Genomic DNA, 23,880 nt, shown 5'->3' on the forward strand with positions numbered 1-23,880 from the left:
GCCGGCGAACAAGCAGCTAGCGGGTGATCAGCGGCTGAAGCCTGCGGTTAGGCCGCTCAGGAGCTGGCGGCGACCGACGGCGTACAGGATTGCGATGGGCAAGGTGGTGAGGACGACCGAGGCCAGCACGGCCGGGACGTTCACGCTGTACTGCCCCTGGAAGGTCCAGAGCGCCAGCGGGAGCGTTCTCTGCTCGGGACTCTGGGTCAGGATCAGCGGCAGCAGGAACCCGTTCCACACTCCCAACCCGTTGTAGATCGCGACCGTCACCAAGGCCGGCCGGGTCAGTGGGAACGCGAGTGTGCGCAACATTCCCCACTCGGTCGCGCCGTCGACCCGCATCGACTCGAAGAGTTCCTTCGGGACGTCGCGGATGAAGTTCGTCAGCACGAGCACGGAGAGCGGGATCGCGAACGCGATCGACGGCAGCACGATCGCGAGCAGGCTGTCGTACAGGCGCATCCGGATGATCAGCAGGTAGACCGGGATGATCGTTGCCTGCAAGGGAATCGCCAGTCCCATCAGGAACAACCCGTTCACTCCGGCCAGGAACCGGCTGCCGGCACCACGCACGATCGCGTACGCCGCGAGGAACGAGATCGTCACCGCAGGGATGATCGTGCCGGCCGTGACGATCACGCTGTTCACGAAGTACCGCGGGAAATCGGCCTCGATCACCATCCGGTAGTTCTCGGCCGTCGGTGCGGTCGGTAATGCGAACGGGTTCTGGCTGAAATACGCGCTCTGGTCCTTGAAGCTGGTCACCACGATCCAGTAGAGCGGGATCATCACGATCACCAGCCACAACCACGCGGCCGAGCCGCCGAGCCAGTTCAGGCGGATGAGTTTGCGGGCGGACATCTCAGGCTCCCTCCTGCTGACTGGCCGTCGTACTGCCGCCGAGCCGGCGCAGCAGCAACGCCAGCGCGAGTCCGATCAGCACCAGCAGTACGGCGATCACACTCGCCGGACCCATCAGGTTCGCCTGGAAGCCGCGCTTGTACATGTCCAGCGCCAGCACCCGCGTCGCATCACCAGGTCCGCCCGCGGTCAGTACGAAGATCAGGTCGAAGAAGGTCAGTGAACCGACCACCATCAGCGTCGACGACGTGATGATCGTGTACTTCAGCTGCGGCACCGTGATGCTGAAGAACTGCCGGATCCGCCCGGCGCCGTCGATCTCGGCCGCCTCGTACATCGTGGTCGGGATCTGCCGGACACCACCTTGGTAGATCAGCGAATGGAACGGGATGAACTGCCACGACACCACGAAGATGACCACGCCGACCGCGAGACTGCTGCTACCGAGCCAGTCCTGGGTGAGGAAGCCGATCTTCAGACCGGCGCCGAGCCCGAAGTTCGGGTCGAGCAAGGCCTTGTAGGTGATCGCGATCGCCGCCGAGCTGAGCAGCAGCGGCACGAAGTAGAGCACCGCGAGAAACCCGCGGTACCGCTGCCGCCCGGCCAGGAACGTCCCGATCAGCAGACTCAGCGGAGTCTGCACCACCCAGGACAGGATCATGATCTCGAACGTCACCCAGATCGCATGCGGCAACCCGGGATCGGACAGCACCGATCCCCAGTTCGCCAGCCCGGCTGGGCGAATCGCGCCCAGCCCGTCCCACTGCGCAAAGCTCAGCACCAGTACGCCGACCAGCGGCACCACCCCGAACAGCACGAACATCGCCAGCGCCGGAAGCACCATCCAGGACACCGCCCCGGTTCCATGCGCGGAACCCGACCCAGCACCCGACCTGGAAACCGTCCGGCCGGGCGAGCTCACTTGCCGATCACCGCGTTCATACTGTCGGCGAACTGCTGCGGCGAGATCGAGAGCTGGAAGAGTTTAGCGATGTTGTCGAGCAGCGTCTCGGCCTGGGTCGGGCTGAGTGCCTGGTCCCACGACTGCGCGAAAGTCTTCGCGTTCGCCGAGGTGTCGTAGACGAACTTCAGCCACTCGGCGTCGTTCTTGTCGGTGATCCCGGCCAGCTTGTCCTTCGAACTCTTCGCGACCGCGATGTTCCCGGTCGTCACCCATTCGTTGACCGAGGCATCGTCCAGCGTGTTGTTGGCGAGGAACTTCTTCGCCGTCTCCTTGTCCGCGTCACTCGCCTTCGACGAGATCGACAGGTACTGCCCTGGGTTGCCGACGGTGTCACTCGGATCGCCCTTACCACCATCGACGCCCGGGAAGTTCATGTAGCCCAGGTGCCCGCCGGTGACGAAGTCCTTGCCGGACGTCTTCATGTTCCCGTAGGTCCAGGCGCCGTGCAGCATCATCGCGGCCTTACCGGTGAACAGCAGTGCCTGGTCGGCGTTCGAGTCCGCGGTGATCGAGGAGAAGCCCTTGATGAAACCGCCGGCCTTGATCAGCTTCTGCATCTCGTCGAGCGCCTTCAGCGCCGACGGATCCGACCAGCCGTTGGCCTTGCCCTCGAAGATGCTGCCGAAGACCTCACTGCCGCCGATCCGGTCGAACAGGAACTCCAGCCACATCATGTTGGTCCAGCGCGACTGCCCACCGAGCGAGAACGGCGCGATGCCGGCACCGTTGAACTTCGGCACCAGATCCATGATGTCGCCCCACGACTGCGGCGGCTGCGCCCCGATCTTCTCGAACGCGCGCTTGTCGTAGAACAGCACGATCGGCGCCACGGTCTCCACCGGCATCGCGTAGATCTTGCCGCCGACCGTCGCCGCGCCGAACGCGGACGGGAAGATCGAGTCCTTCAGCGCCGCGTTCTGCCCGAAGAAGTCGGTCAGGTCCTCGACCTGCCCGGCGTCCACGTAGGCCTTCAGCCCGCCGCCGCCCCAGCCCCAGATCAGCGTCGGTCCCTGGCCCGCGCCGATGGCGGTCTTGATCTTCTGCTTGAAGGCGTCGTTCTGGAACTCGGTCGTCTTCAGCTGCGAGCCCGAGTTCGCCTCGTTGAACCGCTTGACCTGCCCCTCGCGGATGCCCTGCCCGGGCTGCCCGGTGAGGAACCAGTACGACGCTCCACCGCCGGCTGCGCCACCAGTCGAGCCGGGTGTGGTCTTGGGGCCGGACGTGCCGCAGGCCGCGAGCGCACTCACCGCCGCCAGGCTCAAAAACGTCCGTCGAGATGTTCTGATCGGGTCCACTGTGATCTCCGTCTCCCTGAAGGTGTTTCGTAACGTAGGTTTCGGAGAAACACCTGTCAAGGCTTGTCAGAGCCTTCGAAAAGTTTCGATAATGGACCTTTACCAGGAGGAGGAACGAGATGCCACGTCCGAAGACCACGGTCACCCTGTCCACCGTCGCGAAGACCGCCGGGGTCTCGATCGCGACGGTCTCCAAAGTCCTCAACGGCCGCAGCGATGTCTCGTCCGCGACCCGTGCCCGGGTCCAGGACCTCCTCACCCAGCACGGGTACGTCGGCCGCCGGCCCGAGACCGTGGTCCGGGCCTCGGTCGAGCTCTTCTATCAAGGGGCCCTGAACAACTATTCGGTCGAGGTGATCCAGGGCGTCGTCGACGCGGGTCAGGCGGCGAACGTCGACGTCGTACTGAACGCGCATCCGCGCAATGAGTCCAGCCCGACGGACCGGGCGAGCCGCTGGATCCGCGAGCTGATCAGCGGCGGTCGCCGGGCCGCGATCGGCATCACGAGCGAGCTGACCGCCGCCGACCTCGCTGCCGTGTCTCGCGCCCGGTTGCCCTTGGTGGTCATCGATCCGGCCAACATCCCGGAGCCGGACATGACGAGTGTCGGCTCGACGAACTTCGCCGGCGGCATGGCGGCGACCCAGCACCTGCTCGACCTCGGGCACCGCAAGATCGCCTACCTCGGCGGCCCACCCACCTCAGGCTGCAACCAGGCGCGGATGAGCGGCTTCCGCAGCGCAATGGAGACCGTCGGCGCAACCGTCCCCAAGCACTACATCTGGCAACGCGACTTCCTGTACGACGACGGCGTAGCCGGCGGAACCGTCCTCCTCGACCTACCGGACCGGCCGACCGCGATCTTCGCCGGCAGCGACGAGGTCGCGCTCGGCGTGATGGAGGCGGCGCGGGCCCGCGGACTGCGGATCCCGGAGGACCTCAGTGTGGTCGGCTTCGACGACACGCAGGTCGCGCGGCTCGCCTCGCCGCCGTTGACCACGGTCAAACAACCGTTGCGCGAGATGGGCGCCGTCGCCTTGCGTACCGCGCTGCGGCTGGCCGCGGGCGAGACGATCGATTCGCACCATGTCGAACTCGCTACAACCTTGATCGTTCGCGGTTCGGCCGCGCCTATTGCTTGCGAGTAACCCCGGAAATAGATACCGTTGGGTGTTTGTGTCTGAAACAAAAAAAGTTGCCCTTTTGGGGCAACTAAGAACAGATTATCAGACATTCCCAGGTATTTCAAGAAGGGTCGGGGGCACTGTGACGGATGAGCTGCTGGCACAGCAGGTGGCAGAAGAACAAGGGCATGTGGCGATCATGTACGAACGGCTCGACGTCTTGCGCGAAAGGGCACGCGGCGAGCTGGACCGGGTTCAGGGTGAGAACACCGTCGACAATCTGCAGGGCTACAGCGAACGCGAATCCTTCACCAATCTGTTCTCCGGCCGATTCGCGCAACTCTCGTCGGTGGAACGCGGATTGTGTTTCGGCCGGATCGACGAGACCGACGGCGAACGGTTCCACATCGGGCGGATCGGGCTGTTCGACGAGGAGTACGACCCGCTGCTGATCGACTGGCGGACGCCGCTCGCGCAGTCCTTCTACCGCGCCACCCCGGCCGCGCCACTCGGAGTGACCCGGCGCCGGCACATCCGCCTGAACGGCCGCACGGTGATCGGGGTGGACGACGACGTACTCGATCTCGAGGCGTTGCAGGACAGCGATCGCAGCACGCTGATCGGTGAGGCGGCGTTGATGTCGTCACTCGGTGCCAACCGCACCGGCCGGATGAACGAGATCGTCGCGACCATCCAGACCGAGCAGGACGAGATCATCCGCTCCGAACTCCCCGGCGTACTGGTCGTCCAGGGTGGGCCCGGTACCGGGAAGACCGTGGTTGCGCTGCACCGAGCGGCGTACCTGCTTTATACGCATCGCGAGCAGCTGTCACGGAACGGCGTACTGGTCGTGGGGCCCAACACGACGTTCCTGCGCTATATCGATCAGGTGTTGCCGTCGCTGGGCGAGACCGACGTCGTACTGGCGACGGTCGGCGAGCTGTATCCGGGAGTGGAGGCGACTGCGGCCGAGGACGCGGCCGCAGCGCGGGTGAAGGGCGATCTGGTGATGGTCGACGTCCTTGCCCAGGCGGTCGCGAACTTCCAGCGGGTCCCGGATGCGCCGCTCCACTTCAAGGTCGATCAACATGAGCTCGTCCTGCGACCCGATGCGGTGCGGAAGGCGAAGGAGAAGGCGCTTGAGTCCGACGAACCGCACAACCCGGCCCGGCGGATCTTCGTCCGCCGCATCCTGACCGTCCTCACCAACCAGGTCGTCGACACGATCGGCCGGCAGTACGTCGGCACGGACGACATCGAGGACATCCGCAAGGAGCTGGCCGAGGACGAGCGTGTGCACGGCGTTCTGGATCACCTGTGGCCCGAGCTCACCCCGCAGCTCCTGGTCAGCGTGCTGCTGTCCTCGGCCGAACGCCTGGCCGCGGCGGCACCGCAGCTGAGTGCGGACGATCAGGCCGCGATCCTCCGGCCGATCAACGCGCCGTGGACGGCATCCGACGTACCGCTGCTCGACGAGGCCGCCGAATTGATCGGCGAACTCGACTCGACCGTGGCGGCCCGGAAGCAACAGACCGCCGCGGCAGCTGCGGAGGCCGAGGAGAACTGGCGGTACGCCAAGGAAGTCGTGCAGGTTCAGATGGAGGCGCAGAACATTGTCGTGATGCCGTGGGAGATCGAGCAGTTCGAGAACCTCATTGCTCAACGCACCGAGCTGATCCGGAACCCGGGCACGGTGTCCGAGCGCGCTTCTGCCGATCGCAGCTGGGTCTTCGGGCACGTCATCGTCGACGAGGCGCAGGAGTTGTCGGCGATGGATTGGCGGCTCCTGATGCGCCGCTGCCCACGCCGTTCGATGACGCTGGTCGGTGACATCGCGCAGACCGGGACGGACGCCGGTGTGAAGTCGTGGTCCGATCTGCTCGAGCAGTACGCGCCACGCCGCTGGCGCAGTGCCGAGCTGACCGTCAACTACCGCACGCCGACCGACATCATGACGGTGGCGGCCGACGTGCTTGCCGCGATCGATCCGACGCTGCAACCACCGGTGTCGGTACGCGATGGCAACGACGAGCCGTGGATCCGCGCCGTACCCGGTGCGGAGTTCGTCGATGCGCTCCGCGACGCGATCAAGACCGAGCGGGAGGCGATCGGCGACGGCCGGCTCGCGGTGCTCGTCCCGGGACCCCGGTACGACGAATTGGCCGCCGTACTGGAGGATGTTGCCTACAGCAATGATCCCGCGGTTCTCGACGCACCGGTCGCGCTGCTCGATGTCACGCGGTCCAAGGGTCTCGAGTTCGACGCGGTACTGATCGCGGATCCGGCCGGCATCATCGCCGAGTCCCGCCGCGGACTCTCCGACCTCTACGTCGCCGTCACCCGGGCCACCAAACGCCTTGGCATCCTGGCCGACGGCGACCTTCCGGAGGTGCTAGCCGTACAGGGCCGGTTGATCACGGAGTGGCACGGCCCCTCAAAAACGGGCACAGTGCCACCGGGGAGTGAGAGCGTGACCACAGAGGGTGAAATTGCGGGTCAAATGTGTTAATTCCGTAACGTACGGCCTGCCGAAGGCCCCTGACCTGCCGTACTGTGCCGGGTCATGCACAGAAGTGAGCCGGCCCGCCCCGGTGCCTTCCGGTCGGTGCTCCTTTTCCTCCTGGTGAGCACGTTGTCCGGCGCCCTCGTTGCCGGTCTGGCGCTCCCGCTGGCCGGTCTGGCCGGCGTGACCACGCAGACGGTGCACAACACCGTCCAGTTCCTCCCGCAGGACCTGGCGATCCCGGCATCGCAGCAGAAGACGGTCATCCAGGCGGCGGACGGTTCGCTGATCGCGACCCTGTACAAGGAGAACCGGACCGAGGTCTCGCTGAAGGCGATCAACCCGATCATGCTGAAGGCGATCGTGGCGATCGAGGACGACCGCTTCTACGAGCACGGCGCCATCGACGCCAAGGGCACGCTGCGCGCGCTGCTGCGGAACCAGACGGCCGGCGGGGTGTCCCAGGGCGGCTCCAGCATCACCCAGCAGTACGTCAAGCTCAGCCTGGTCGCGAAGGCGAAGACTCCCGAGGAGCGCGCGGCGGCGACCGCCGACACCTACGAGCGCAAGATCGCCGAGCTGCGCTACGCCATCGCGGTCGAGCAGAAGGTCTCCAAGGACGAGATCCTGCACCGCTATCTGAACCTCGCCTTCTTCGGCGGCCGCTCGTACGGCGTCGAGGCCGCGGCCCGGCACTACTTCGGGGTACCCGCGTCGAAGCTCACCCTGCCGCAGGCCGCGCTGCTGGCCGGGCTGGTGAAGAACCCGGTCGGCTACGACCCGACCGATGCCCCGAAGAAGGCCAAGGACCGCCGCGACACCGTGCTGATGCGGATGCGCGACCTCGGCATCATCACCGCCAAGCAGTCCGCGGCCGCGATGAAGACACCCGTCATCGACCCGCGCAAGATCCAGGTCGTGCCGAACGGCTGCGCGAACTCGAAGTACCCGTTCTACTGCGACTACGTGGTGGCCAAGCTGAAGGAGAACCCGGTCTTCGGCCGGTCCAAGGAGGATCGGGAGAACTACATCCAGACCGCCGGTCTGACGATCCGGACCTCGCTCGACCCGAAGATGCAGGCCGCCGCCCAGAGCTCCATCGACAAGCACTCCAAGCCGACCGACCAGGCGGTCGCCGCGATCACCGTGGTCGAGCCGAACACCGGTCTGGTGAAGGCGATGGCGCAGAGCAAGCCGTACGGGTTCAAGAAGAACCAGACGGCGTACAACTACAACGTCGAGAAGTCCTACCCCGGTGGGTTCGGCGGGTTCCAGAACGGGTCGACGATGAAGGCGTTCACCATCGCCGCCGCGATCCAGAAGGGCGTTCCGCTCAACTACCGGATCAACTCCCCGCAGACCCTCGATCTGAGCGGGCAGGACTTCAAGACCTGCACCGGGGTCACCTCGGCCCCGGACTACACCCCGAAGAACTCGACCAAGACCGTCCCGGACCCGTCGATGATCGACGCCGCACGCGCCTCGACCAACACCTACTTCCTGCAGCTGTCCCAGCAGGTCGGGCTGTGCCCGATCGCCACCCTCGCGGCACGGATGGGCATGCGCGACGCGCAGACCGAGAAGCCGCTGCTGCAGGTCCCGTCGATGACGCTCGGCTCGGCCGGTCTGATCACGCCGATGATGCTTTCGAGCGCGTATGCGACATTCGCGGCCCGCGGAGTGTTCTGCAACCCGCAGGTGGTCACCGCGGTCGCCAGCGTCCGCGGCAAGTCGATCGCCACCCCGGGCCGCAGCTGCAAGCCGGTGATGACCCCGCAGGTCGCGGACGGCGTCAACTACGTGCTGCACGAGGTGATGGAGCCGGGCGGTACCGGTAGCAAGCTGAAGTTCGGCCGCAGCGACCTGGCCGGTAAGACCGGAACGGTCAACGAGAACAAGGCCGTGTGGTTCGCCGGCTACTCGTCGAAGTACGCGGCCGCCTCGGTGGTCGCTGACGCCACGCCGCCGGCGACCAACCTCATGAACCAGACCTTCAACGGCAGGAAACTGGGGCACGAGGTCTCGGGTTCCGGTACGGCGGGTCCGATCTGGGAGACCGCGATGCGCGGCATCCTGGCCGGGTTGCCGTCGTCGAGGTTCGTGCAGCCGGACGAGAAGACCATCCGCGGTAACGTCAAGGACCTGCCGATGGTGAAGGGGATGACGCCGGAGCAGGCGACCGCCGCGCTCCAGGCACTCGGCTTCAAGGTCGCGGTCTCCGACACCCTGGTCGACTCCGACGCGGTCTCCGGCACGGTCGCCTACACCAGCCCGCGGACCGAGGACGGCGCGCTGCCGGGTGCCCTGGTCACGCTGTGGCTGTCGAACGGCAGCAAGGCGCCGCCGCCCACTCCCCCGGTGACACCCGGCATCCCGACGATCCCGATTCCGCCGCCCACCAAGCCGACCGGGCCAGGACGTCCGACCTGTCCGCCGTGGGACCCGAAGTTCCCCAAGTGCAACGGCCGCTGACCCGTGGTATAGCGACCCGTCGGATCCCACTAAGCTGTCCGTAACGATGGCAGCGAAGGGGAATGTCGTGGGTGGTTCGGCCTTGACGGTGGAAGAGTTGACGGCGCAGCGGGACCGCGCCCAGGCGGAGTACGACGCACTTGCCGCGAAGGGGCTGAAGCTCGACCTGACCCGCGGTAAACCGTCGCCGCGCCAGCTCGATCTCGCCGACGCGATCCTCGGGGCGATGGAGCGGCCGTTCGCCGCCGACGGGACCGACCTGCGCAACTACGGCGGCCCGAACGGGCTGCCCGAGCTGCGGGCGATCTTCGCCGCGGACCTGCAGGTGCCGGCCGACCAGCTGCTCGCCGCGGGCAACTCCAGCCTCGAGCTGATGCACGACGCGATCGTGTTCGCGCTGCTCGGTCAGGTGCCGGGCGCCGAGCGCCGCTGGGCCGACGAGGACGAGATCACCTTCCTGTGCCCGGTCCCCGGCTACGACCGGCACTTCGGGATCTGCGAGCGCTACGGGATCAAGATGGTCCCGGTCGCGCTCACGCCGGACGGCCCGGACATGGACGAGGTCGAGCGGCTGGTGGCCGGCGACGCCTCGATCAAGGGCATCTGGTGCGTGCCGAAGTACAGCAACCCGGACGGCACGACGTACTCGGCCGAGACCGTGCGCCGGCTCGCCGCGATGACGACGGCCGCGCCGGACTTCCGGATCTTCTGGGACAACGCGTACGCCGTGCACCACCTGACCGACGAGCACGCGGAGCTGGCCGACGTACTGGCTTTGGCTGCTGAGCACGGGAACGCGGATCGCGTGTTCGTGTTCGGGTCCAGCTCGAAGATCACCTACGCCGGAGCGGGTGTCGCGTTCTTCGGCTCGTCGCCGGCGAACCTGAAGTGGTGGTCGAGCCACACGGCCAAGCGGAGCATCGGGCCGGACAAGGTCAACCAGCTCCGGCACGTACAGTTCCTGCGCGACGAGGACGGCCTGCACGAGCACATGCGGCAGCTGGCCGGCCTGATCCGGCCGAAGTTCGAGGCGGTCGACAAGATCCTCACCGCCGAGCTCGGCGACAGCGGGTTCGCGTCCTGGAACGCGCCGACCGGCGGCTACTTCATCACGCTGCGGGTGCCCGAGGGTTGCGCCGCCGACGTCGTCGCCAAGGCGAAGGCGGCCGGGATCGCGCTCACCCCGGCCGGCGCCACCCACCCGTACGGCGATGACCCGGCCGACAGCATCATCCGGATCGCACCGACGTACCCGGAGCTCGACGAGCTCGAGACCGCGGTCGCCGGCCTGACGGTCTGCGTGCGGTTGTCGGCCATAGAAAAGCTGCAGAGTGAGAAGCTACTGACCGCCTAGTTCGAAGATCAGGCAGGTGGACGTGGCGTGCGCCAGCAAGGTGCCGCGCTCGTCCACCAGCCGGGCTTCGGCCACCGCAGTACGGCGGCCGCGGCTGATGATCGAACCGGTGCAGCGCAGTTCGCCGGACTTCACGGTGACCGGCTTGATGAAGCGCGTGTTCAGGTCGAGTGACGTGTAGCCGGTTCCGGCGGGCAGCGTCGAGTGGACCGTGCAGCCCGCGGCGGTGTCGAGCAGCGTCGCGATCACGCCGCCGTGCACCGTGCCGAGCGGGTTGTAGTGGTACTCCTGGGCCGGCATGAAGACCGTCACCTGACCCTCCTCGACCTCGATCCCGGTCGCCCCGACCAGCTGCAGGATCGGCGGTGCCGGGATCTCCCCGTCGCGCAGCGCCTGCAGCATCTCCAGCCCGGACGTCGTACCGACCCGGGCCGCGATCACCGCCGGATCCGGCCAGCTGAACGTGCGGGTACGGGGACCGTCCTGGATGTCCGTCATACGCCGAGCCTCACAGCTCGCAGCTGGGTCTGTCAACGAGACCTAGAGCTCACTAGGATGCCTTGTATGTACAACGCGCTGGATTGGTCGGCGGACAACTGCCCGGTCGGCAAGACGATGGAGATCATCGGCGAGCGGTGGACGGTCGTCGTACTGCGCGAGGTGTTCAACGGCATCCGCCGCTTCGACGACATGCGGACGCGGACGCAGGTACCGCGACAGGTGCTGTCGAACCGCCTCGCGACGCTGGTCGACCACGGGATCCTGCGGCGGACGCCATACCAGGAGCCGGGCGCGCGGCAGCGCTTCGAGTACCGGCTGACGGCCAAAGGGCTCGATCTCTACCCGATCCTGATCGCGATCCGCGACTGGGGCGACAAGTATCTGGCCGGCGACGAGGGCGCGCCGCTCGAGGTCACCCACCGCGAGTGCGGTGCGCTCGTGCACACCGAGGTCCGTTGCGCGGCCGGTCATCACGTCGCTTCACCACGCGACGCCGTACCGCGCCCCGGACCCGGTGCGCACCGCAGGGATCAGCCTGCTTGAGCGGTGTTGTAGAGGTTCTGGGCGTCGGCACCGAAGTAGGGGCCGAACATCCAGGTCGGGATGAAGTTGATCTTGTAGCTGTTCACCGAGTTGACGATGCCGGCGCCGGTCGACTCGCTGAACTGCAGGAACCAGCCGCCCCCACTCGAGCCGCCGGTCATGTCACACGTCATGCCGATGCCGTCCGAGATGAACGCGTTGAACACCTTGCCGCTGCAGTAGATGAGCTTGGAGCCGTCGTACGGCGCCGCCGCCGGGTACCCGAACGCGTACATGTTCTGGCCGCGCGCCTGGTTGAACGCGATCCCCTGCCCACCGACCACATCGGTCAGGCTCGCGCCGTTCAGCGGGTTCACAACCGCCGCGCCGACGTCGTAGTTGATGTCCTCGCTGGCAACCCACTGCGGGGTCGCGTAGGTCTTCTTCGCGGTCCACGTCCCGTACGGCGTCGCGCCACTGTTGTACGCCGGGACGAACACCCAGTTGGTGTGGAACGCGCCATCAAGCTTCACGCAGTGCCCGGCCGTGATGACCGTGCTCTTGTTGCCGCTCGTCACCGCGGTCCCGCTGCAGGACGCCGTACGGCCGGTGTAGGTGAAGAACACGCGACCCTCGGTGGCAACGATCTTGCCGCCACCCGTCCACGCGCCTCCTCCGCTCGGGAACGCAGTCGGTGACACAGTGCTTGGCTTGCCAGCAGCAATCTTGCCGGTGTTGATGCGCTGCTTGGGTGTGAGTAGCTGATCGATCGGTACGGCGGATCGCATCCGCTCGGGAGTCCAGAAGTCGGCCACCTTGGCCTGCTGGGCTTTGGTGGTTGCGGCCTCATGCGTAGTCGACGGGCTCGCCGCGGTAGCGGTCGTAGCACCGGCCACCATGCAGGAAATGGCCAGCAGGGCGGGCAAAACTGGGCGGAATCGCACAATGCACCTCACAGTGAGCGGGCGGTCACATTAGGTGCGCGAAACGATAGGCCTTCAGGGCCGGACCAGCAACGGTTGGAACGCAGCCCGAATGTTCGCCGCAGTCGGCTCCACCGGCGTCGAAATCGTCTCCCCGGCGATCGGAAGCAGACCCGAGCTGTCGGTGTAGACCGCTGGGCAGGCCGGGCCGTCGATCACCACCTTGGCGGCCTTCACCAGTCGGCCGGTACGCATCGCGTAGATCTTCACCGGAACCACGACCTTGCGGAACGTGCGGTAGAAGTCGAAGTTGTAGCCCTCGCGAACGTACGGGCAGGTCCTGATCGCCGGTCCGTCCTCCACCTCTTCGGTGCAGATCACCACCGAGGCGTTGGTCGGCACTGTGGTCTTCCACTGGCTCGGCAACTGGCTCGTGTACTCCTCCTGCGCACCGAGGATGAGGGCACGGTTCACCCCACGGCGGTAGCGCGGCGCACCGCCGTACGCGGCCGGCTTGGCGCAGTACTCCCCCGAGTCGATCAGTCCACGGATGTCGAGCAGCTGCACCTTCAGCGTGGCCACGACCAGCGCGGCCCGCGCTTTGGAGGTGACGGGAGCCTTGGGATACCGGGCGATCAGCTCCCGATACCGGTACGACGCCGCGCGCCACTGAGCGGCCTTGGCCTCGGACTGCGCGCACGCGAACTGGTTGCCGGGTACGAGACCGTCGCCGACGGGACCCGCCTTGTCCAGTACGTTCCGCGTCTTCTGGCGATCCCGCAGCCAGGTGGCGAGCTTGACGGTGTTGCACGGGCTCTGCGCGGTCAGGCTGCCGAGGTACTCGTCGAGCACCTTCTCCACGGTCTTGTCCTGCCCCGGTTTCGCGAGCACCGCATCGAGCTTCGCGAACTGCTCGGCCAGAAGGTTCGTGTGGCCGGGCAACGTGCCTGGCAGCATCCGCGCGATTTCCCGGAGCTCCGCACACGCCTCGACATCGACACCGAGCCCTTCGATACCCGGCGCGTCCGCGACACGATCGCCGTACCGGGCCTTCGATTGGGCAGCCGTGACGCCCGCGCAGTCCCCGGCCGCGCGAGCCTCGGCGACATCGCGCTGGATGCCGGCGGCGTCGTACCGGAAGAAGCCGCCGGCCAGCAGGACCGGAACCGTGACACACAAGGCGATCACGCGCTGCTCGCGCACCGGCCGTGTGCCGGGCTTCCCGGCCGCAGTCCAGCCGTGCACCACGACCGCGACCCACCACACCGCCAGCGCGATCTCACACCACAACGCCTTCTGTGACACCAGGATCAGCACGAGCGCCACCGTGATCACCTGCGCAGCGATCGCCAACCGCCAGCGACGCAACAGCATGTAGCCGACACCGAGCAACGACGCGTTCCCAAGGGCAGCAGCCAACCGGTCATCTTTCATACCGAAAGCCTGACCGCTGACAACCCGTCGTCACGCGCTGTGGCGTCAAGCTGCCATCAGAGCCGGATCGACTTGTGGTTCATGAACTCCTCGATGCCGGCAGGGCCGAGTTCGCGGCCGATGCCGGAGCGTTTGATGCCGCCGAACGGGAGGTCGGCCTGGGAACCGCCGGCGCGGTTGAAATAGACCATTCCGGCGTCGATGCGATCCGCCACCCGACGCAGCCGGTCCGGGTCCGTGCCCCAGACACTGGCACCCAGACCGAACGGCGTGTCGTTGGCGATACGGATCGCATCGTCGTCGTCAGCCGCCTTGAAGACGATCGCGACCGGGCCGAAGATCTCTTCGTGGTAAGCGTCCATGCCGGGCGCGACATCGGTGAGGACGGTCGCCTCGAGGTAGGCGCCGGGGCCGATTCGGCGGCCGCCTGCTTTGAGCGTTGCGCCTTGCTCGACCGCTTTCGCCACTTGGCCGGCGACCTCGTCGGCGGCCGCGATCGACGCGAGCGGCGGCAACTTGGTCTTCGGGTCGGCCGGATCGCCGGGCACGTAGTACTCGGCGACACGCTTGGTCAGGCGGTCGACATACTCGTCGTACAGGTCGGCGAGCACGATGATCCGCTTGGGCGCATTGCAGGACTGACCGCAGTTCCGCATCCGGGCGGTCGCGGTGGCGTTGACCGTCTCGTCCATGTCCGCGGTGTCGAGGATGATCAACGGGTCCGACCCACCGAGTTCGAGCACGGTCTTCTTCAGGTTCTTCCCGGCCTCGGCCGCGACCGAGATCCCGGCCTGCTCACTGCCGGTCAGCGAGACGCCCATGATGCGCGGGTCAGCCAGGATGCCCGGGATCTGCCGGCTGGACGCATAGGTGTTCACATACACGCCGTCCGGTACGCCAGCCGCGTGCAGGATGTCCTCGATCGCCTGCGCCGACCGCGGGCAGATCGACGCGTGCTTGAGCAGGATCGTGTTCCCCAGCACCAGGTTCGGCGCCACGAACCGCGCCACCTGATAACACGGGAAGTTCCACGGCATGATCCCCAGCAGCGCCCCGATCGGCCCCTTGGTGATCACCGCCCGGCCGCCCTTCACCGCCAACGGCTCGTCCGCCAGCAACGCCGGCCCGTGCTCGGCGTAGTACCGGAAGATGTCGACGACGATGCCAACCTCCCCCAGCCCTTCATTGACCCGCTTCCCCATCTCCTGCGTCATGATCGAGGCCAGCTCGGCAGCCCGCTCTTCGAACAGATCCGCAGCCCGCCCCACGATCCCCGCCCGCTCGGCCACCGGCCGAGCCCGCCACCCCGGGTACGCCGCGTGCACCCGCCCGATCGCGTCGCGAACCTCCTCCTCCGTCGAGTTCGCCACTTCCTCCACCAGCACACCCGTCGCCGGGTCGGTGACCGTGTACATAGCTCCTCCATCCCACGCCGCCAATGCCCGGCCAGACTAACCACAGAATCACATACTGTATACAGTCATCTCATTTGTTGTGGTCAGGGGTGTAAGGAGGCATGCTCATGGCTGTTCGAAAATCCCCGCCCATCGTCGATCGGATGCCCGCCCGTGTCTGAGCAACGGAAATATCGTGTCGCCCTGCGTGTGGTCGCCGTCCTGGCGGCCATTTCGGTGCCGAGTCTGGCCATTGCGTCACCGAGTGCGACCGCTCCCCCGGATCCCGCGAATGCCTGGCAGTACCCGCACTGGCCGCAGCAGCAGCCCTGGCAGGAGTCCGGCGCGGACAAGCGCGTCGCGACCGTCGGAGCGAACGGGCTGCCGGGGCCTATCGATCCGCAGAACTGGGAGAACCCGGACCACATGACGTGGTCGGACTACAAGAAGCCGCCCGGGACGAACTGGTCGGACCCGAACGTGAAGGGGTCGCAGCGCACGTTCAAGGGTGCGTTGGTGCTGCTCGACTACCCGAACGCGGACTTCGTCGTCACGAAGCCCAAGGGGTCGACCGTGTTCGGCAACCCGAGTGCGGAGGCGAGCGGCGTACCGCGTGATCAGGTCGGGAAGTTCTACCAGAACCTGCTGAACACGCCCGGCGAGCTCAACCGCGGTCACACCCTGCACGAGTACTGGATGGAGGACTCCGGCGGCCGGTACGGCGTCGAACTCACGTCGTTCGGTCCGTACCGGATGCCGGGGAAGTCGCACGAGTACGCCATGGAGATGCAGAAGCCGAGCGACTGTCCGGCCGGCGACACCTGCACCAAGAACATCCGCACCGACGGCCGGGCCGCGTGGGTGGCGGACCAGGGCACCCAGGTGCCGGCCGGGTTCGACTTCGTGTTCTTCCTCAGCGCGGGTCAGGACGAGTCGTCGACCTGGCAGGAGTTCGGGCCGATGAAGTTCCCGACCAAGGAAGACGTCAGCGACGAGTTCGGCCCGCCGGACCCGGCCATGCCGAACTGGTCCGACACCCGGTACGTCGAGTGGACGTCGTGGGCGTCCGGTTCGACGATCTGGCCGAACGCCGGCGGTGGGTCGTCGACGCAGGCCGAGAGCTCCGGGATGAGTGTGTACGCGCACGAGTTCAGCCACATCCTCGGGATCGGCGACAACTACAACAACCCGTTCAGCATCCCGGCGCGGCGTGACTACAGCGGACCGTGGGAGATGCTCAGCCGCGGCACGTTCAACGGGCCCGGTGGTCCGCACAGCCGGTGGATGATCCCGGCGACCGGTGGGGCCTCGATGGGTGCGCAACACATGCTGCGCAACAAGATCAAGCTCAACATGGTCGATGAGCAGAACGTCCTGCGCCTGTCCCGGGAAGCGCTCTCTGGTTCCGGGGTCGTGATCGCCGACGTCACCGCGCGGACCAATGACCCGGGTCCTAAGGGACTCGCCGGCGTCAACATCCAGCTTGGTGGTGCCGGTGATCTCGCGCCGCCGTGTGACACGTCGAAGGACCCGTTCTGCGACGGCCGCGGCTACCAGAACTACACGGTCGAGGTCGTCGACCGGATGGGCACGGACTCGTTCACTCCGGACTCCGGTGTCCTGCTGGCGAAGACCAAGAACCAGGACGCGGCGCCGTTCGAATGGGTCATCGACGCCAACCCGCAGGACATCAACATGACGGACTACGTGCTGCCGGACGGCACCAAGGTCCCGATCACGATCGGCGACTATCGCCAGTTGTCCGACGCCCTCTTCCACGCGGGCACGAACTCGGGCAGCGAGTACGAGTACACCGACACCGCCAACCGTCTGCAGTTCTACATCACCAACGTACGGCGGGACCGCGCCGGTGTGCTCTCGTACACGGTCGCGATCCGCTCACTCGACGGTTCCGGGGCGCAGAAGCGCGGTGTCCGCGTGCAGCCGACTGTCGCCGTACCCGGTCGTGCCGGTGTGCAGACCTGCAACTTCAAACTCACCAACACCGGCAAGGCCGGCGCCACGTCGGAGCACCCCGAGGACATCTCGGCGTACCTGAAGGGTGACGTCTACCGCCTGTCCGCCAAGGTGAACGGCAAGGAGTGGTCGGTCTCGCTCCCCAACGCCCTCACCACCGCCAACGCCGGCCAGCAGGTCACCGTCCCGGTCTACGCGAAGGCCGGTCAGGGCCCGGTCGCCAAGATCACCCTGACCGCGAAGTCGGAGAGCGATCCCTCGAAGACCGCCACCGCGACCTGCGTCGCCATCAAGCGCTGACCACGGTTCGCCGCGTCTTCGGTCTCAGGTGAGGCCGAAGACGCGGCGCGCGTTGCCGCTCAGGAACAGGTCTTGAGCTTCGGTGTCGAGATCCAGGATCTCGAGACCAGAGAGCGCTTTCTCCGGCGAGATCATCGGGTAGTTCGTCCCGAAGAGCACCTTGCTGCGGCCGTGCGTGCGCAGGTAGGCGACGAGCTCGGGTGGGTAGCGGTTGATCGTGTATGCCGACGTGTCGATGTAGACGTTCGGATACTTCGTGGAGAGCGCGATCATCTCGACGGTCCAGGGGTACCCGATGTGACCGCCCACGATCGTCAACTCCGGGAAGTCCAGTGCGACCTCGTCGAGATACGGGATCGGTCGTCCGGGCTCGGACGAACGCAACGGACCGGTGTGCCCGACCTGCGTACAAAACGGAATCCCGAGCTCAACACACTCGGCGTACAAGGGGTAGTAGCGCCGATCGTTAGGCGGCAACCCCCACAACCACGGCACCACGCGCAGCGCGCACATCCCCAGCTCGCGGACGGCCCGCCGCAACTCCCGTACGGCGTCCATCGGCCGCCGTACGTCAACCGACGCGACGCCCACCAGCCGCTCGGGGTACTGCGCCACAAACCCCGCCACCTCGTCGTTGCTGACAAGCACGCCCTCCGGCGCGTACCAAGCGCTGATCAGCCCAACATCAACCCCACCCCCATCCATCGCCGCAATCGTCCGCCCCACCGGCACCTCGGCCGCGAACTCCTCACCAGTCCACCGCCGCAACGACTCCAGCCAGTCCTGCTCCAACATCCGCCGAGTCGGATGCTGCATCCACGCGTCCACCACCATCAGCTCCACCTCTCCACGCCGGGCGCACTCAACAGATAGCGTCGTACACGCTCGTCCTCCCACCCATGCGCCTCGCGCAGCCCGGTGACAATCCATCGCAAGTACGACGCCGCCGGCGCCACCGGCTCAAGCTCAGCCACCGCCCCATGCGTGATGGTGAACATCGGAAACCCGTCGTACTCCCCCAGCCGCACCACAGTCTCGTACCGCCCCGGCCCCATCGTGTGCAGCTCAACGACCTCCGGCAGCAACGCCGCCAGCTTGCGCGCGAACTCCCCGCCAGGCTCTCGCCACATCTCCTGCGCCGCGACATCGCCGAACTGATCCGCGGTCAGCAGGTAGGCGCGCCCGGCGACCTTGCGCGGTGCCGCGGGATCGAAGAAGGCAGACCCGCCACCCCACACCTTCGACTCCCCCGCGAACAACAGGCCGCCGTCAACCTCGACGCCCTCGATCCGGGTCGGCGCGGTGTGATCACGACAGCCTGGATAGGTCCGGGCTCCACCGGTTGGGCGGCCGCCGGAGAGGTAGCAGGTGAAGCGATCGAGGGCGAGGTTGGAGCCGTACGCGACGTACCAGACGCGATCCACCGAGAGTTGCCTTCCGCTTCGAGTGATCATAAAGGTGTGAAACTGCTTAATTGGGAACAGGAAAGTTCATCTTCCGTCGGTTAATCGTTCAGGTTAGGGTGCCTGCGATGCAGTGCCCGTGGTTGACACTCCATCCGCCCCACCCGTCCGACAGGAGACACCCATGCCAGACATCAATCGCCGCAGGTTCCTGCAGCTGGCCGGCGCTTCGGCCGGCTTCGCTGCGATGGCGAACAGCATCGAGCAGGCCGCTGCGATCCCGGCGCATCGCCAGTGCGGCGACATCAACGACGTCGAGCACATCGTCGTACTGATGCAGGAGAATCGGTCGTTCGACCACTACTTCGGCACCATGAAAGGGGTTCGCGGTTTCGGGGATCCGCGGCCGGTGACGTTGCCGAGCGGGAAGCCGGTCTACTACCAGCGGGACAAGACAGGCAAGGAGATCCCGCCGTTCCACCCGGACGCTGACGACCTCGGGCTGCAGTTCCTGACCGGGCTTCCGCACAGCTGGCCGGACGGGCACCTGGGCATCAACGGCGGCAAGTACGACCAGTGGATCCCGGCCAAGGGTGTCCCCACGATGGCGTACCTGACGCGCGAGGACATCCCGTTCCACTACGCGCTCGCCGACAAGTTCACGCTGTGCGATTCGTACCACTGCTCGTTCATCGGCGCGACCGACCCGAACCGGTACTACCTGTGGTCCGGCTACACCGGGAACGACGGCACCGGCGGCGGTCCGGTTCTCGGCAATGACGAGCTCGGCTACGGCTGGACGACGTACCCGGAGCGGCTCGAGCAGGCCGGTGTCTCGTGGAAGATCTACCAGGACATCGGCGACGGCCTGGACGCGGCGGGCAGCTGGGGCTGGATCGAGGACGCGTACCGCGGCAACTACGGCGACAACTCGTTGCTGTACTTCAACAATTACCGCAACGCGAAACCCGGGGAAGCGCTCTACGAGAAGGCCCGGACCGGTACGAACGCCAAGGCCGGCGAGGACTACTTCGGCCAGTTGCGCGCGGATGTGCAGGCCAACCGGCTCCCGAAGATCTCCTGGATCGCGGCCCCCGAAGCGTTCAGCGAGCACTCCAACTGGCCGACCAACTACGGCGCCTGGTACATCTCCCGCGTCCTCGACGCGCTCACCTCGAACCCCGAGGTGTGGAGCAAGACCGCGCTCTTCATCACGTACGACGAGAACGACGGCTTCTTCGACCACATCGTCCCACCCTTCCCCCCGAAGGACGCGAACCAAGGTCTGTCCACAGTCGACGTTGCCCCGGACAACTTCCCCGGTGACAAGAAGTACACCGCCGGCCCGTACGGCCTCGGCCCGCGCGTCCCGATGTTCGTCGTGTCCCCGTGGAGCACCGGCGGGTACACCTGCTCCGAGGTCTTCGACCACACCTCCGTGATCCGCTTCATGGAGAAGCGGTTCGGTGTCGAGGAGCCGAACATCTCGCCGTGGCGGCGCGCGATCTGCGGCGACCTCACCTCCGCCTTCGACTTCGGTACGGCGGACAGCCGCCCGGTCCCGCTCCCCGACACCTCGGACTACGAGCCGCCGGACAACGAGCGGCACCCGTCGTACGTCCCCGCGCCACCCGCGGTCGGCGCCGTCCCCGCTCAGGAACGTGGCTCCCGCCGTACCAGGCCGTTGCCCTATGCATCGACCATCGACGGCGCTTCGGCAAACGGCCGCTACACCTTGACGTTCGCCTCCGGAGCTCACGCCGGCGCGCAGTTCCTGGTGACCGCGGCCAACCGCACCGACGGCCCCTGGACCTACACGACCTCGGCCGGGAAATCGCTCTCTGACAGCTGGAACGCCACCGTGTACGGCGGCATCTACGACCTCACTGTGCACAGCGCGAACGGCTTCCTCCGCGGCTTCAAGGGCAAGCCGGCCACCGCCCTCGAGATCACCGCCCGCGACACTCGGACCGGCGACCTCAAACTCACCCTCACCACCGACGTCGCCCGCAAGGTCACCATCACCAACGCTTACGGCGGCACCCCCAAAACCCTCAACCTCCAACCCGGCACCACCACTCACACCATCACCACCACCCGCCGCTGGTACGACGTCACCGTCACCACTCCGACCGACACGTCGTACCAACGCCGCTTCGCCGGCCACGTCGAAACCGGCGCGCCTGGTCTCAGCGATCCGGCCATCCGCACGGTCTGACCTAGAGGATGGGAGCTTCCGGCGCCGGGGCAGCCTTGGCGTCGGAACGTTCCTGGTCCTCGAGTTCGTCGACCGTGATGCGGTTGGTCCAGCGGTTGTCGGGGTCGGGTTGCGGGATGGAGTCGAGCAGGAGTTTCGTGTACGGGTGGCTCGGCTCGTGCATGACTGTGGAGACCGGGCCGCGTTCGACGATCTCGCCCTTGGTGATCACCATGACTTCGCCGCCGAGGTAGTAGACGGTGGACAGGTCGTGGGTGATGAAGAGCGTGGTCATGCCGTGCTCGCGCTGGAAGTCGAGCAGGATGTCCAGGAAGTGCTTGCGGACTTGGGCATCCAGCATCGACACGGGTTCGTCCGCGATGATGAACGACGGCCGGAGCATGTGCACGCGGGCCAGCATGATGCGCTGGCGCTGACCGCCGGAGAGCTGATGCGGGTAACGCCCGAGAACGTTCTCCGGCTCGAGACGCACTGCTCTCAAGGACTCCTCGATCAGCTGGAGGCCCTTGGAACGGATCTTGGTCAGGCCGAACTTCTTCACGGCCTTCCAGAGCACGCGATCGACCCGGTAGAACGGGTTGAAGATCGCGTACGGGTCCTGGAACACCGGCTGCACATCGCGCCGATAGGCGTCGTACTCGGCGCGGCTGAGCTTGAAGATGTCCTTACCGCCGTAGAGAACGCTTCCTGAAGTCGGTTTCTGCAGACCCAGGACGTTGCGAGCGATCGTGCTCTTGCCGCTGCCGCTCTGGCCTACGAGGCTGACGACCTGTGGGGGCTGGGCGGCGAGGGTGAAGCTCACGTCGTCGACCGCGGTGATGTATCCGGCGGCGACCCCGCGGGCGTGGAATCGTTGCTGGACATTGCGGAGCTCGAGCTCGGCCAAATGCTCACGACCAGACTTCACTGTGCTCTCCTTCCGACCCGCGGAATCGAGTCGATGAGCTGGCGGGTGTAGGTGTCCTGCGGATCCTTGAATACCTGCCGTACGTCGCCGACCTCGACCAGCCGGCCTTCGTACATCACCGCGACCCGGTCGGCCAGTTGCGCATGCACGCCCATGTCGTGCGAGATCACCATCAGCGTCACGCCAAAGTCGGTCCGCAGATCGGCCAGCGACTGCAGGATCACCCGCTGGATCGTCACGTCCAGAGCGGTGGTCGGTTCGTCCGCGATCACGAGATCAGGTTCCAGAGCGACCGCGATCGCCATCAGCACGCGCTGCTTCATGCCGCCGGACAACTCGTGCGGGTACATCCGGGCGACGCGCGGCTCCAGACCCACCTGACTCAGCAGCCGCGGGATCAGCTCACCGAGTGAGTCCTTGCGCGCCGGAGCGTGTTCCAGGATCACGTCCTTGAACTGGTCCTGAACGCGCATCACCGGATTCAGCGAACTCATGGATCCCTGCGGGAGATACGAGAGAGCGCTCCATCGCAGGACCCGGAGCTCCTCGCCGTTCACCTTCAGCAGATCGACCGGCGAGCGCCCGGCCGGATGGAACATCACCGAACCGGCCGTCACCTTGCCCGGCGGTTTGAGCAGCCGCAGCAGCGCCACGGCGAGCGTGCTCTTCCCGCTGCCCGACTCCCCCGCGATCCCGAGGATCTCGCCCCGGCGGACGGCGAGATCCAGCCCGCGAACAGCCTGTACGTCGCCGCGGTTGGTCGAGTAGGCGACGTCGAGACCCTTGATCTCCAGCACCGACCCGGAGTCGGTCGAGGTCCCCTTGTGCTTGGCGGATTCCTTCACCGATTCACTCACCGGCTACTCCCCTCAGCCGTGGGTTGTAGACCTCTTCGAGCCCGATGTTCACCATGTTCAGTGCGGCGAACAGCAACGTCAGCAAGACAATCGGTACGACGAACATCGGCCAGGCGCCGAGCGTCAGCGCGCCGGTGTTGATCGCGTTGAAGATGATCTGCCCGAGGTCGATCACGCCACCCGGCCCGAGCCCGATGATCTCCAGACCGACCAGCCCGAAGATCGCGCCCAGCGCCGACGACGCGAACCCGACCCCGATGAACGGCAGCAGGTTCGGCAGCAGTTCGGTGGTGATGATCTCCAGGTCGCGGGCCTTGCTCACGCGGGCCAGATCGACGTACGGCCGCGACCGCAGACTGAGCACCTGGGCGCGGATCGTCTTGGCCGCGAACGGCCAGGCGAAGATCGAGATCATCACGCCGACCTGGAACAGGCTCACGTTCTTGGCGTACGCAGAGAGCGCGATCAGCAACGGGAACGTCGGGATCACCAGCAGGATCCCGGTGAACGTCGACAGGATCCCGTCGATCCAGCCGCCCTTGTACCCGGCCACGAATGCCACGATCACCCCGACCACCGTCGAGATCACGCCGGCGATCGCCCCGATCTGGAGAGACACCGAGAGAGCGCTCACCACCATCGCGAGCACGTCCCGCCCGAACTGGTCGGTGCCGAGCAGATGATCGGGCCCGGGCACCAGCCACCGCTCGTACGCCGCCAGTTCCAGCGGGTCCGTCGATCCGCCGATCCCCTTGACGATCAGCGGGCTGAGCAATGCGATCAGCACCATCACGAACAGGATCGCCAGCCCGATCGCCAACCGCCGGCTGTTCCGGATCGTCCGCAGTACAGCTGTCAGGATTCTCATGAG

19 protein-coding genes are annotated in these 23,880 nt (G+C 66.5%); 7 read left to right on the plus strand and 12 right to left on the minus strand.

Annotated features, from left to right (window positions below; translation table 11 throughout):
- Positions 1-27: 27 nt before the first annotated feature.
- The 3 genes from ABD231_RS05455 to ABD231_RS05465 all read right to left on the minus strand — a co-directional run bounded on the left by ABD231_RS05455 (position 28) and on the right by ABD231_RS05465 (position 3,072).
- On the minus strand, positions 28-861 hold the full coding sequence (locus tag ABD231_RS05455) for a carbohydrate ABC transporter permease (RefSeq protein WP_344145924.1): 834 nt from the start codon (positions 859-861) through the stop codon (positions 28-30).
- A 1-nt stretch (position 862) separates the two neighbouring features.
- Positions 863-1,705, minus strand: coding sequence for a carbohydrate ABC transporter permease (locus ABD231_RS05460; RefSeq protein ID WP_344145927.1), 843 nt, complete (start codon positions 1,703-1,705; stop codon positions 863-865).
- Between the two features lie 74 nt (positions 1,706-1,779).
- Positions 1,780-3,072 (minus strand): extracellular solute-binding protein, encoded by a 1,293-nt coding sequence (locus ABD231_RS05465; RefSeq protein ID WP_344145930.1) that lies wholly within the window; start codon positions 3,070-3,072, stop codon positions 1,780-1,782.
- Positions 3,073-3,239: 167 nt separating this feature from the next.
- Between ABD231_RS05465 and ABD231_RS05470 the strand changes: the two genes are divergently transcribed.
- The 4 genes from ABD231_RS05470 to ABD231_RS05485 all read left to right on the plus strand — a co-directional run bounded on the left by ABD231_RS05470 (position 3,240) and on the right by ABD231_RS05485 (position 10,573).
- Positions 3,240-4,268 (plus strand): LacI family DNA-binding transcriptional regulator, encoded by a 1,029-nt coding sequence (locus tag ABD231_RS05470; protein WP_344145933.1) that lies wholly within the window; start codon positions 3,240-3,242, stop codon positions 4,266-4,268.
- Positions 4,269-4,386: 118 nt separating this feature from the next.
- A complete protein-coding gene (locus ABD231_RS05475; RefSeq protein WP_344145936.1) occupies positions 4,387-6,753 on the plus strand; it encodes a HelD family protein in 2,367 nt (788 codons plus the stop codon).
- A gap of 54 nt (positions 6,754-6,807) precedes the next feature.
- Positions 6,808-9,219 (plus strand): penicillin-binding protein, encoded by a 2,412-nt coding sequence (locus tag ABD231_RS05480; protein ID WP_344145939.1) that lies wholly within the window; start codon positions 6,808-6,810, stop codon positions 9,217-9,219.
- A gap of 46 nt (positions 9,220-9,265) precedes the next feature.
- A complete protein-coding gene (locus ABD231_RS05485) occupies positions 9,266-10,573 on the plus strand; it encodes an aspartate aminotransferase type Ic (protein ID WP_344145942.1) in 1,308 nt (435 codons plus the stop codon).
- Here ABD231_RS05485 and ABD231_RS05490 read toward each other — a convergent pair.
- Complete coding sequence (locus tag ABD231_RS05490; protein ID WP_344145945.1) at positions 10,559-11,071, minus strand: PaaI family thioesterase; 513 nt, start codon at positions 11,069-11,071, stop codon at positions 10,559-10,561. The genes ABD231_RS05485 and ABD231_RS05490 overlap by 15 nt on opposite strands.
- Before the next feature lie 66 nt (positions 11,072-11,137).
- Between ABD231_RS05490 and ABD231_RS05495 the strand changes: the two genes are divergently transcribed.
- The gene (locus ABD231_RS05495) at positions 11,138-11,617 is read left to right on the plus strand and encodes a winged helix-turn-helix transcriptional regulator (protein ID WP_344145948.1); all 480 of its coding nucleotides are present in this window, start codon (positions 11,138-11,140) and stop codon (positions 11,615-11,617) included.
- Here the strand turns inward: ABD231_RS05495 and ABD231_RS05500 are convergent.
- The 3 genes from ABD231_RS05500 to ABD231_RS05510 are packed head-to-tail and all read right to left on the minus strand — an operon-like array spanning position 11,605 to position 15,368.
- Positions 11,605-12,540 (minus strand): trypsin-like serine peptidase, encoded by a 936-nt coding sequence (locus ABD231_RS05500; RefSeq protein ID WP_344145951.1) that lies wholly within the window; start codon positions 12,538-12,540, stop codon positions 11,605-11,607. The two genes, ABD231_RS05495 and ABD231_RS05500, sit on opposite strands and share 13 nt — an antisense overlap.
- A gap of 54 nt (positions 12,541-12,594) precedes the next feature.
- Positions 12,595-13,953 (minus strand): hypothetical protein, encoded by a 1,359-nt coding sequence (locus ABD231_RS05505; protein ID WP_344145954.1) that lies wholly within the window; start codon positions 13,951-13,953, stop codon positions 12,595-12,597.
- A gap of 56 nt (positions 13,954-14,009) precedes the next feature.
- The gene (locus tag ABD231_RS05510; protein ID WP_344145957.1) at positions 14,010-15,368 is read right to left on the minus strand and encodes an NAD-dependent succinate-semialdehyde dehydrogenase; all 1,359 of its coding nucleotides are present in this window, start codon (positions 15,366-15,368) and stop codon (positions 14,010-14,012) included.
- A gap of 153 nt (positions 15,369-15,521) precedes the next feature.
- On the opposite strand from ABD231_RS05510, the gene ABD231_RS05515 reads away from it, so the two are divergent.
- Positions 15,522-17,624, plus strand: coding sequence for a M6 family metalloprotease domain-containing protein (locus ABD231_RS05515; protein WP_344145961.1), 2,103 nt, complete (start codon positions 15,522-15,524; stop codon positions 17,622-17,624).
- A gap of 24 nt (positions 17,625-17,648) precedes the next feature.
- On the opposite strand, the gene ABD231_RS05520 is transcribed toward ABD231_RS05515, so the two are convergent.
- On the minus strand, positions 17,649-18,458 hold the full coding sequence (locus tag ABD231_RS05520; RefSeq protein WP_344145964.1) for an amidohydrolase family protein: 810 nt from the start codon (positions 18,456-18,458) through the stop codon (positions 17,649-17,651).
- Positions 18,458-19,048: a histone deacetylase gene (locus ABD231_RS05525; protein ID WP_344145967.1), complete on the minus strand. Its 591-nt coding sequence runs from the start codon at positions 19,046-19,048 to the stop codon at positions 18,458-18,460. The genes ABD231_RS05520 and ABD231_RS05525 overlap by 1 nt, the downstream gene beginning before the upstream one ends.
- A 163-nt stretch (positions 19,049-19,211) precedes the next feature.
- Here ABD231_RS05525 and ABD231_RS05530 point away from each other — a divergent pair, with 163 nt between their 5' ends.
- Positions 19,212-21,245: a phosphocholine-specific phospholipase C gene (locus tag ABD231_RS05530; RefSeq protein ID WP_344145970.1), complete on the plus strand. Its 2,034-nt coding sequence runs from the start codon at positions 19,212-19,214 to the stop codon at positions 21,243-21,245.
- A gap of 1 nt (position 21,246) precedes the next feature.
- On the opposite strand, the gene ABD231_RS05535 is transcribed toward ABD231_RS05530, so the two are convergent.
- Genes ABD231_RS05535 through ABD231_RS05545 form a run of 3 tightly spaced genes read right to left on the minus strand, consistent with a single transcriptional unit; the run spans position 21,247 to position 23,877 of the window.
- The gene (locus ABD231_RS05535) at positions 21,247-22,152 is read right to left on the minus strand and encodes an ABC transporter ATP-binding protein (RefSeq protein ID WP_344145973.1); all 906 of its coding nucleotides are present in this window, start codon (positions 22,150-22,152) and stop codon (positions 21,247-21,249) included.
- The gene (locus tag ABD231_RS05540) at positions 22,149-23,009 is read right to left on the minus strand and encodes an ABC transporter ATP-binding protein (RefSeq protein ID WP_344145976.1); all 861 of its coding nucleotides are present in this window, start codon (positions 23,007-23,009) and stop codon (positions 22,149-22,151) included. Before ABD231_RS05540 ends, ABD231_RS05535 begins: the two co-directional genes overlap by 4 nt.
- The gene (locus ABD231_RS05545) at positions 23,002-23,877 is read right to left on the minus strand and encodes an ABC transporter permease (RefSeq protein WP_344145979.1); all 876 of its coding nucleotides are present in this window, start codon (positions 23,875-23,877) and stop codon (positions 23,002-23,004) included. The genes ABD231_RS05540 and ABD231_RS05545 overlap by 8 nt, the downstream gene beginning before the upstream one ends.
- Positions 23,878-23,880 lie beyond the last annotated feature (3 nt).

Origin of the sequence: Kribbella yunnanensis, assembly GCF_039529655.1 — a bacterium.
Taxonomy (GTDB): domain Bacteria; phylum Actinomycetota; class Actinomycetes; order Propionibacteriales; family Kribbellaceae; genus Kribbella; species Kribbella yunnanensis.

Coding starts and splice junctions, on each gene's coding strand:
- ABD231_RS05455 (WP_344145924.1), bottom strand. CDS start 861: ATGTCCGCCCGCAAACTCATCCGCCTGAACTGGCTCGGCGGCTCGGCC.
- ABD231_RS05460 (WP_344145927.1), bottom strand. CDS start 1,705: ATGGTGCTTCCGGCGCTGGCGATGTTCGTGCTGTTCGGGGTGGTGCCG.
- ABD231_RS05470 (WP_344145933.1), top strand. CDS start 3,240: ATGCCACGTCCGAAGACCACGGTCACCCTGTCCACCGTCGCGAAGACC.
- ABD231_RS05480 (WP_344145939.1), top strand. CDS start 6,808: ATGCACAGAAGTGAGCCGGCCCGCCCCGGTGCCTTCCGGTCGGTGCTC.
- ABD231_RS05485 (WP_344145942.1), top strand. CDS start 9,266: ATGGCAGCGAAGGGGAATGTCGTGGGTGGTTCGGCCTTGACGGTGGAA.
- ABD231_RS05490 (WP_344145945.1), bottom strand. CDS start 11,071: ATGACGGACATCCAGGACGGTCCCCGTACCCGCACGTTCAGCTGGCCG.
- ABD231_RS05495 (WP_344145948.1), top strand. CDS start 11,138: ATGTACAACGCGCTGGATTGGTCGGCGGACAACTGCCCGGTCGGCAAG.
- ABD231_RS05505 (WP_344145954.1), bottom strand. CDS start 13,953: ATGAAAGATGACCGGTTGGCTGCTGCCCTTGGGAACGCGTCGTTGCTC.
- ABD231_RS05510 (WP_344145957.1), bottom strand. CDS start 15,368: ATGTACACGGTCACCGACCCGGCGACGGGTGTGCTGGTGGAGGAAGTG.
- ABD231_RS05520 (WP_344145964.1), bottom strand. CDS start 18,458: ATGGTGGTGGACGCGTGGATGCAGCATCCGACTCGGCGGATGTTGGAG.
- ABD231_RS05530 (WP_344145970.1), top strand. CDS start 19,212: ATGCCAGACATCAATCGCCGCAGGTTCCTGCAGCTGGCCGGCGCTTCG.
- ABD231_RS05545 (WP_344145979.1), bottom strand. CDS start 23,877: ATGAGAATCCTGACAGCTGTACTGCGGACGATCCGGAACAGCCGGCGG.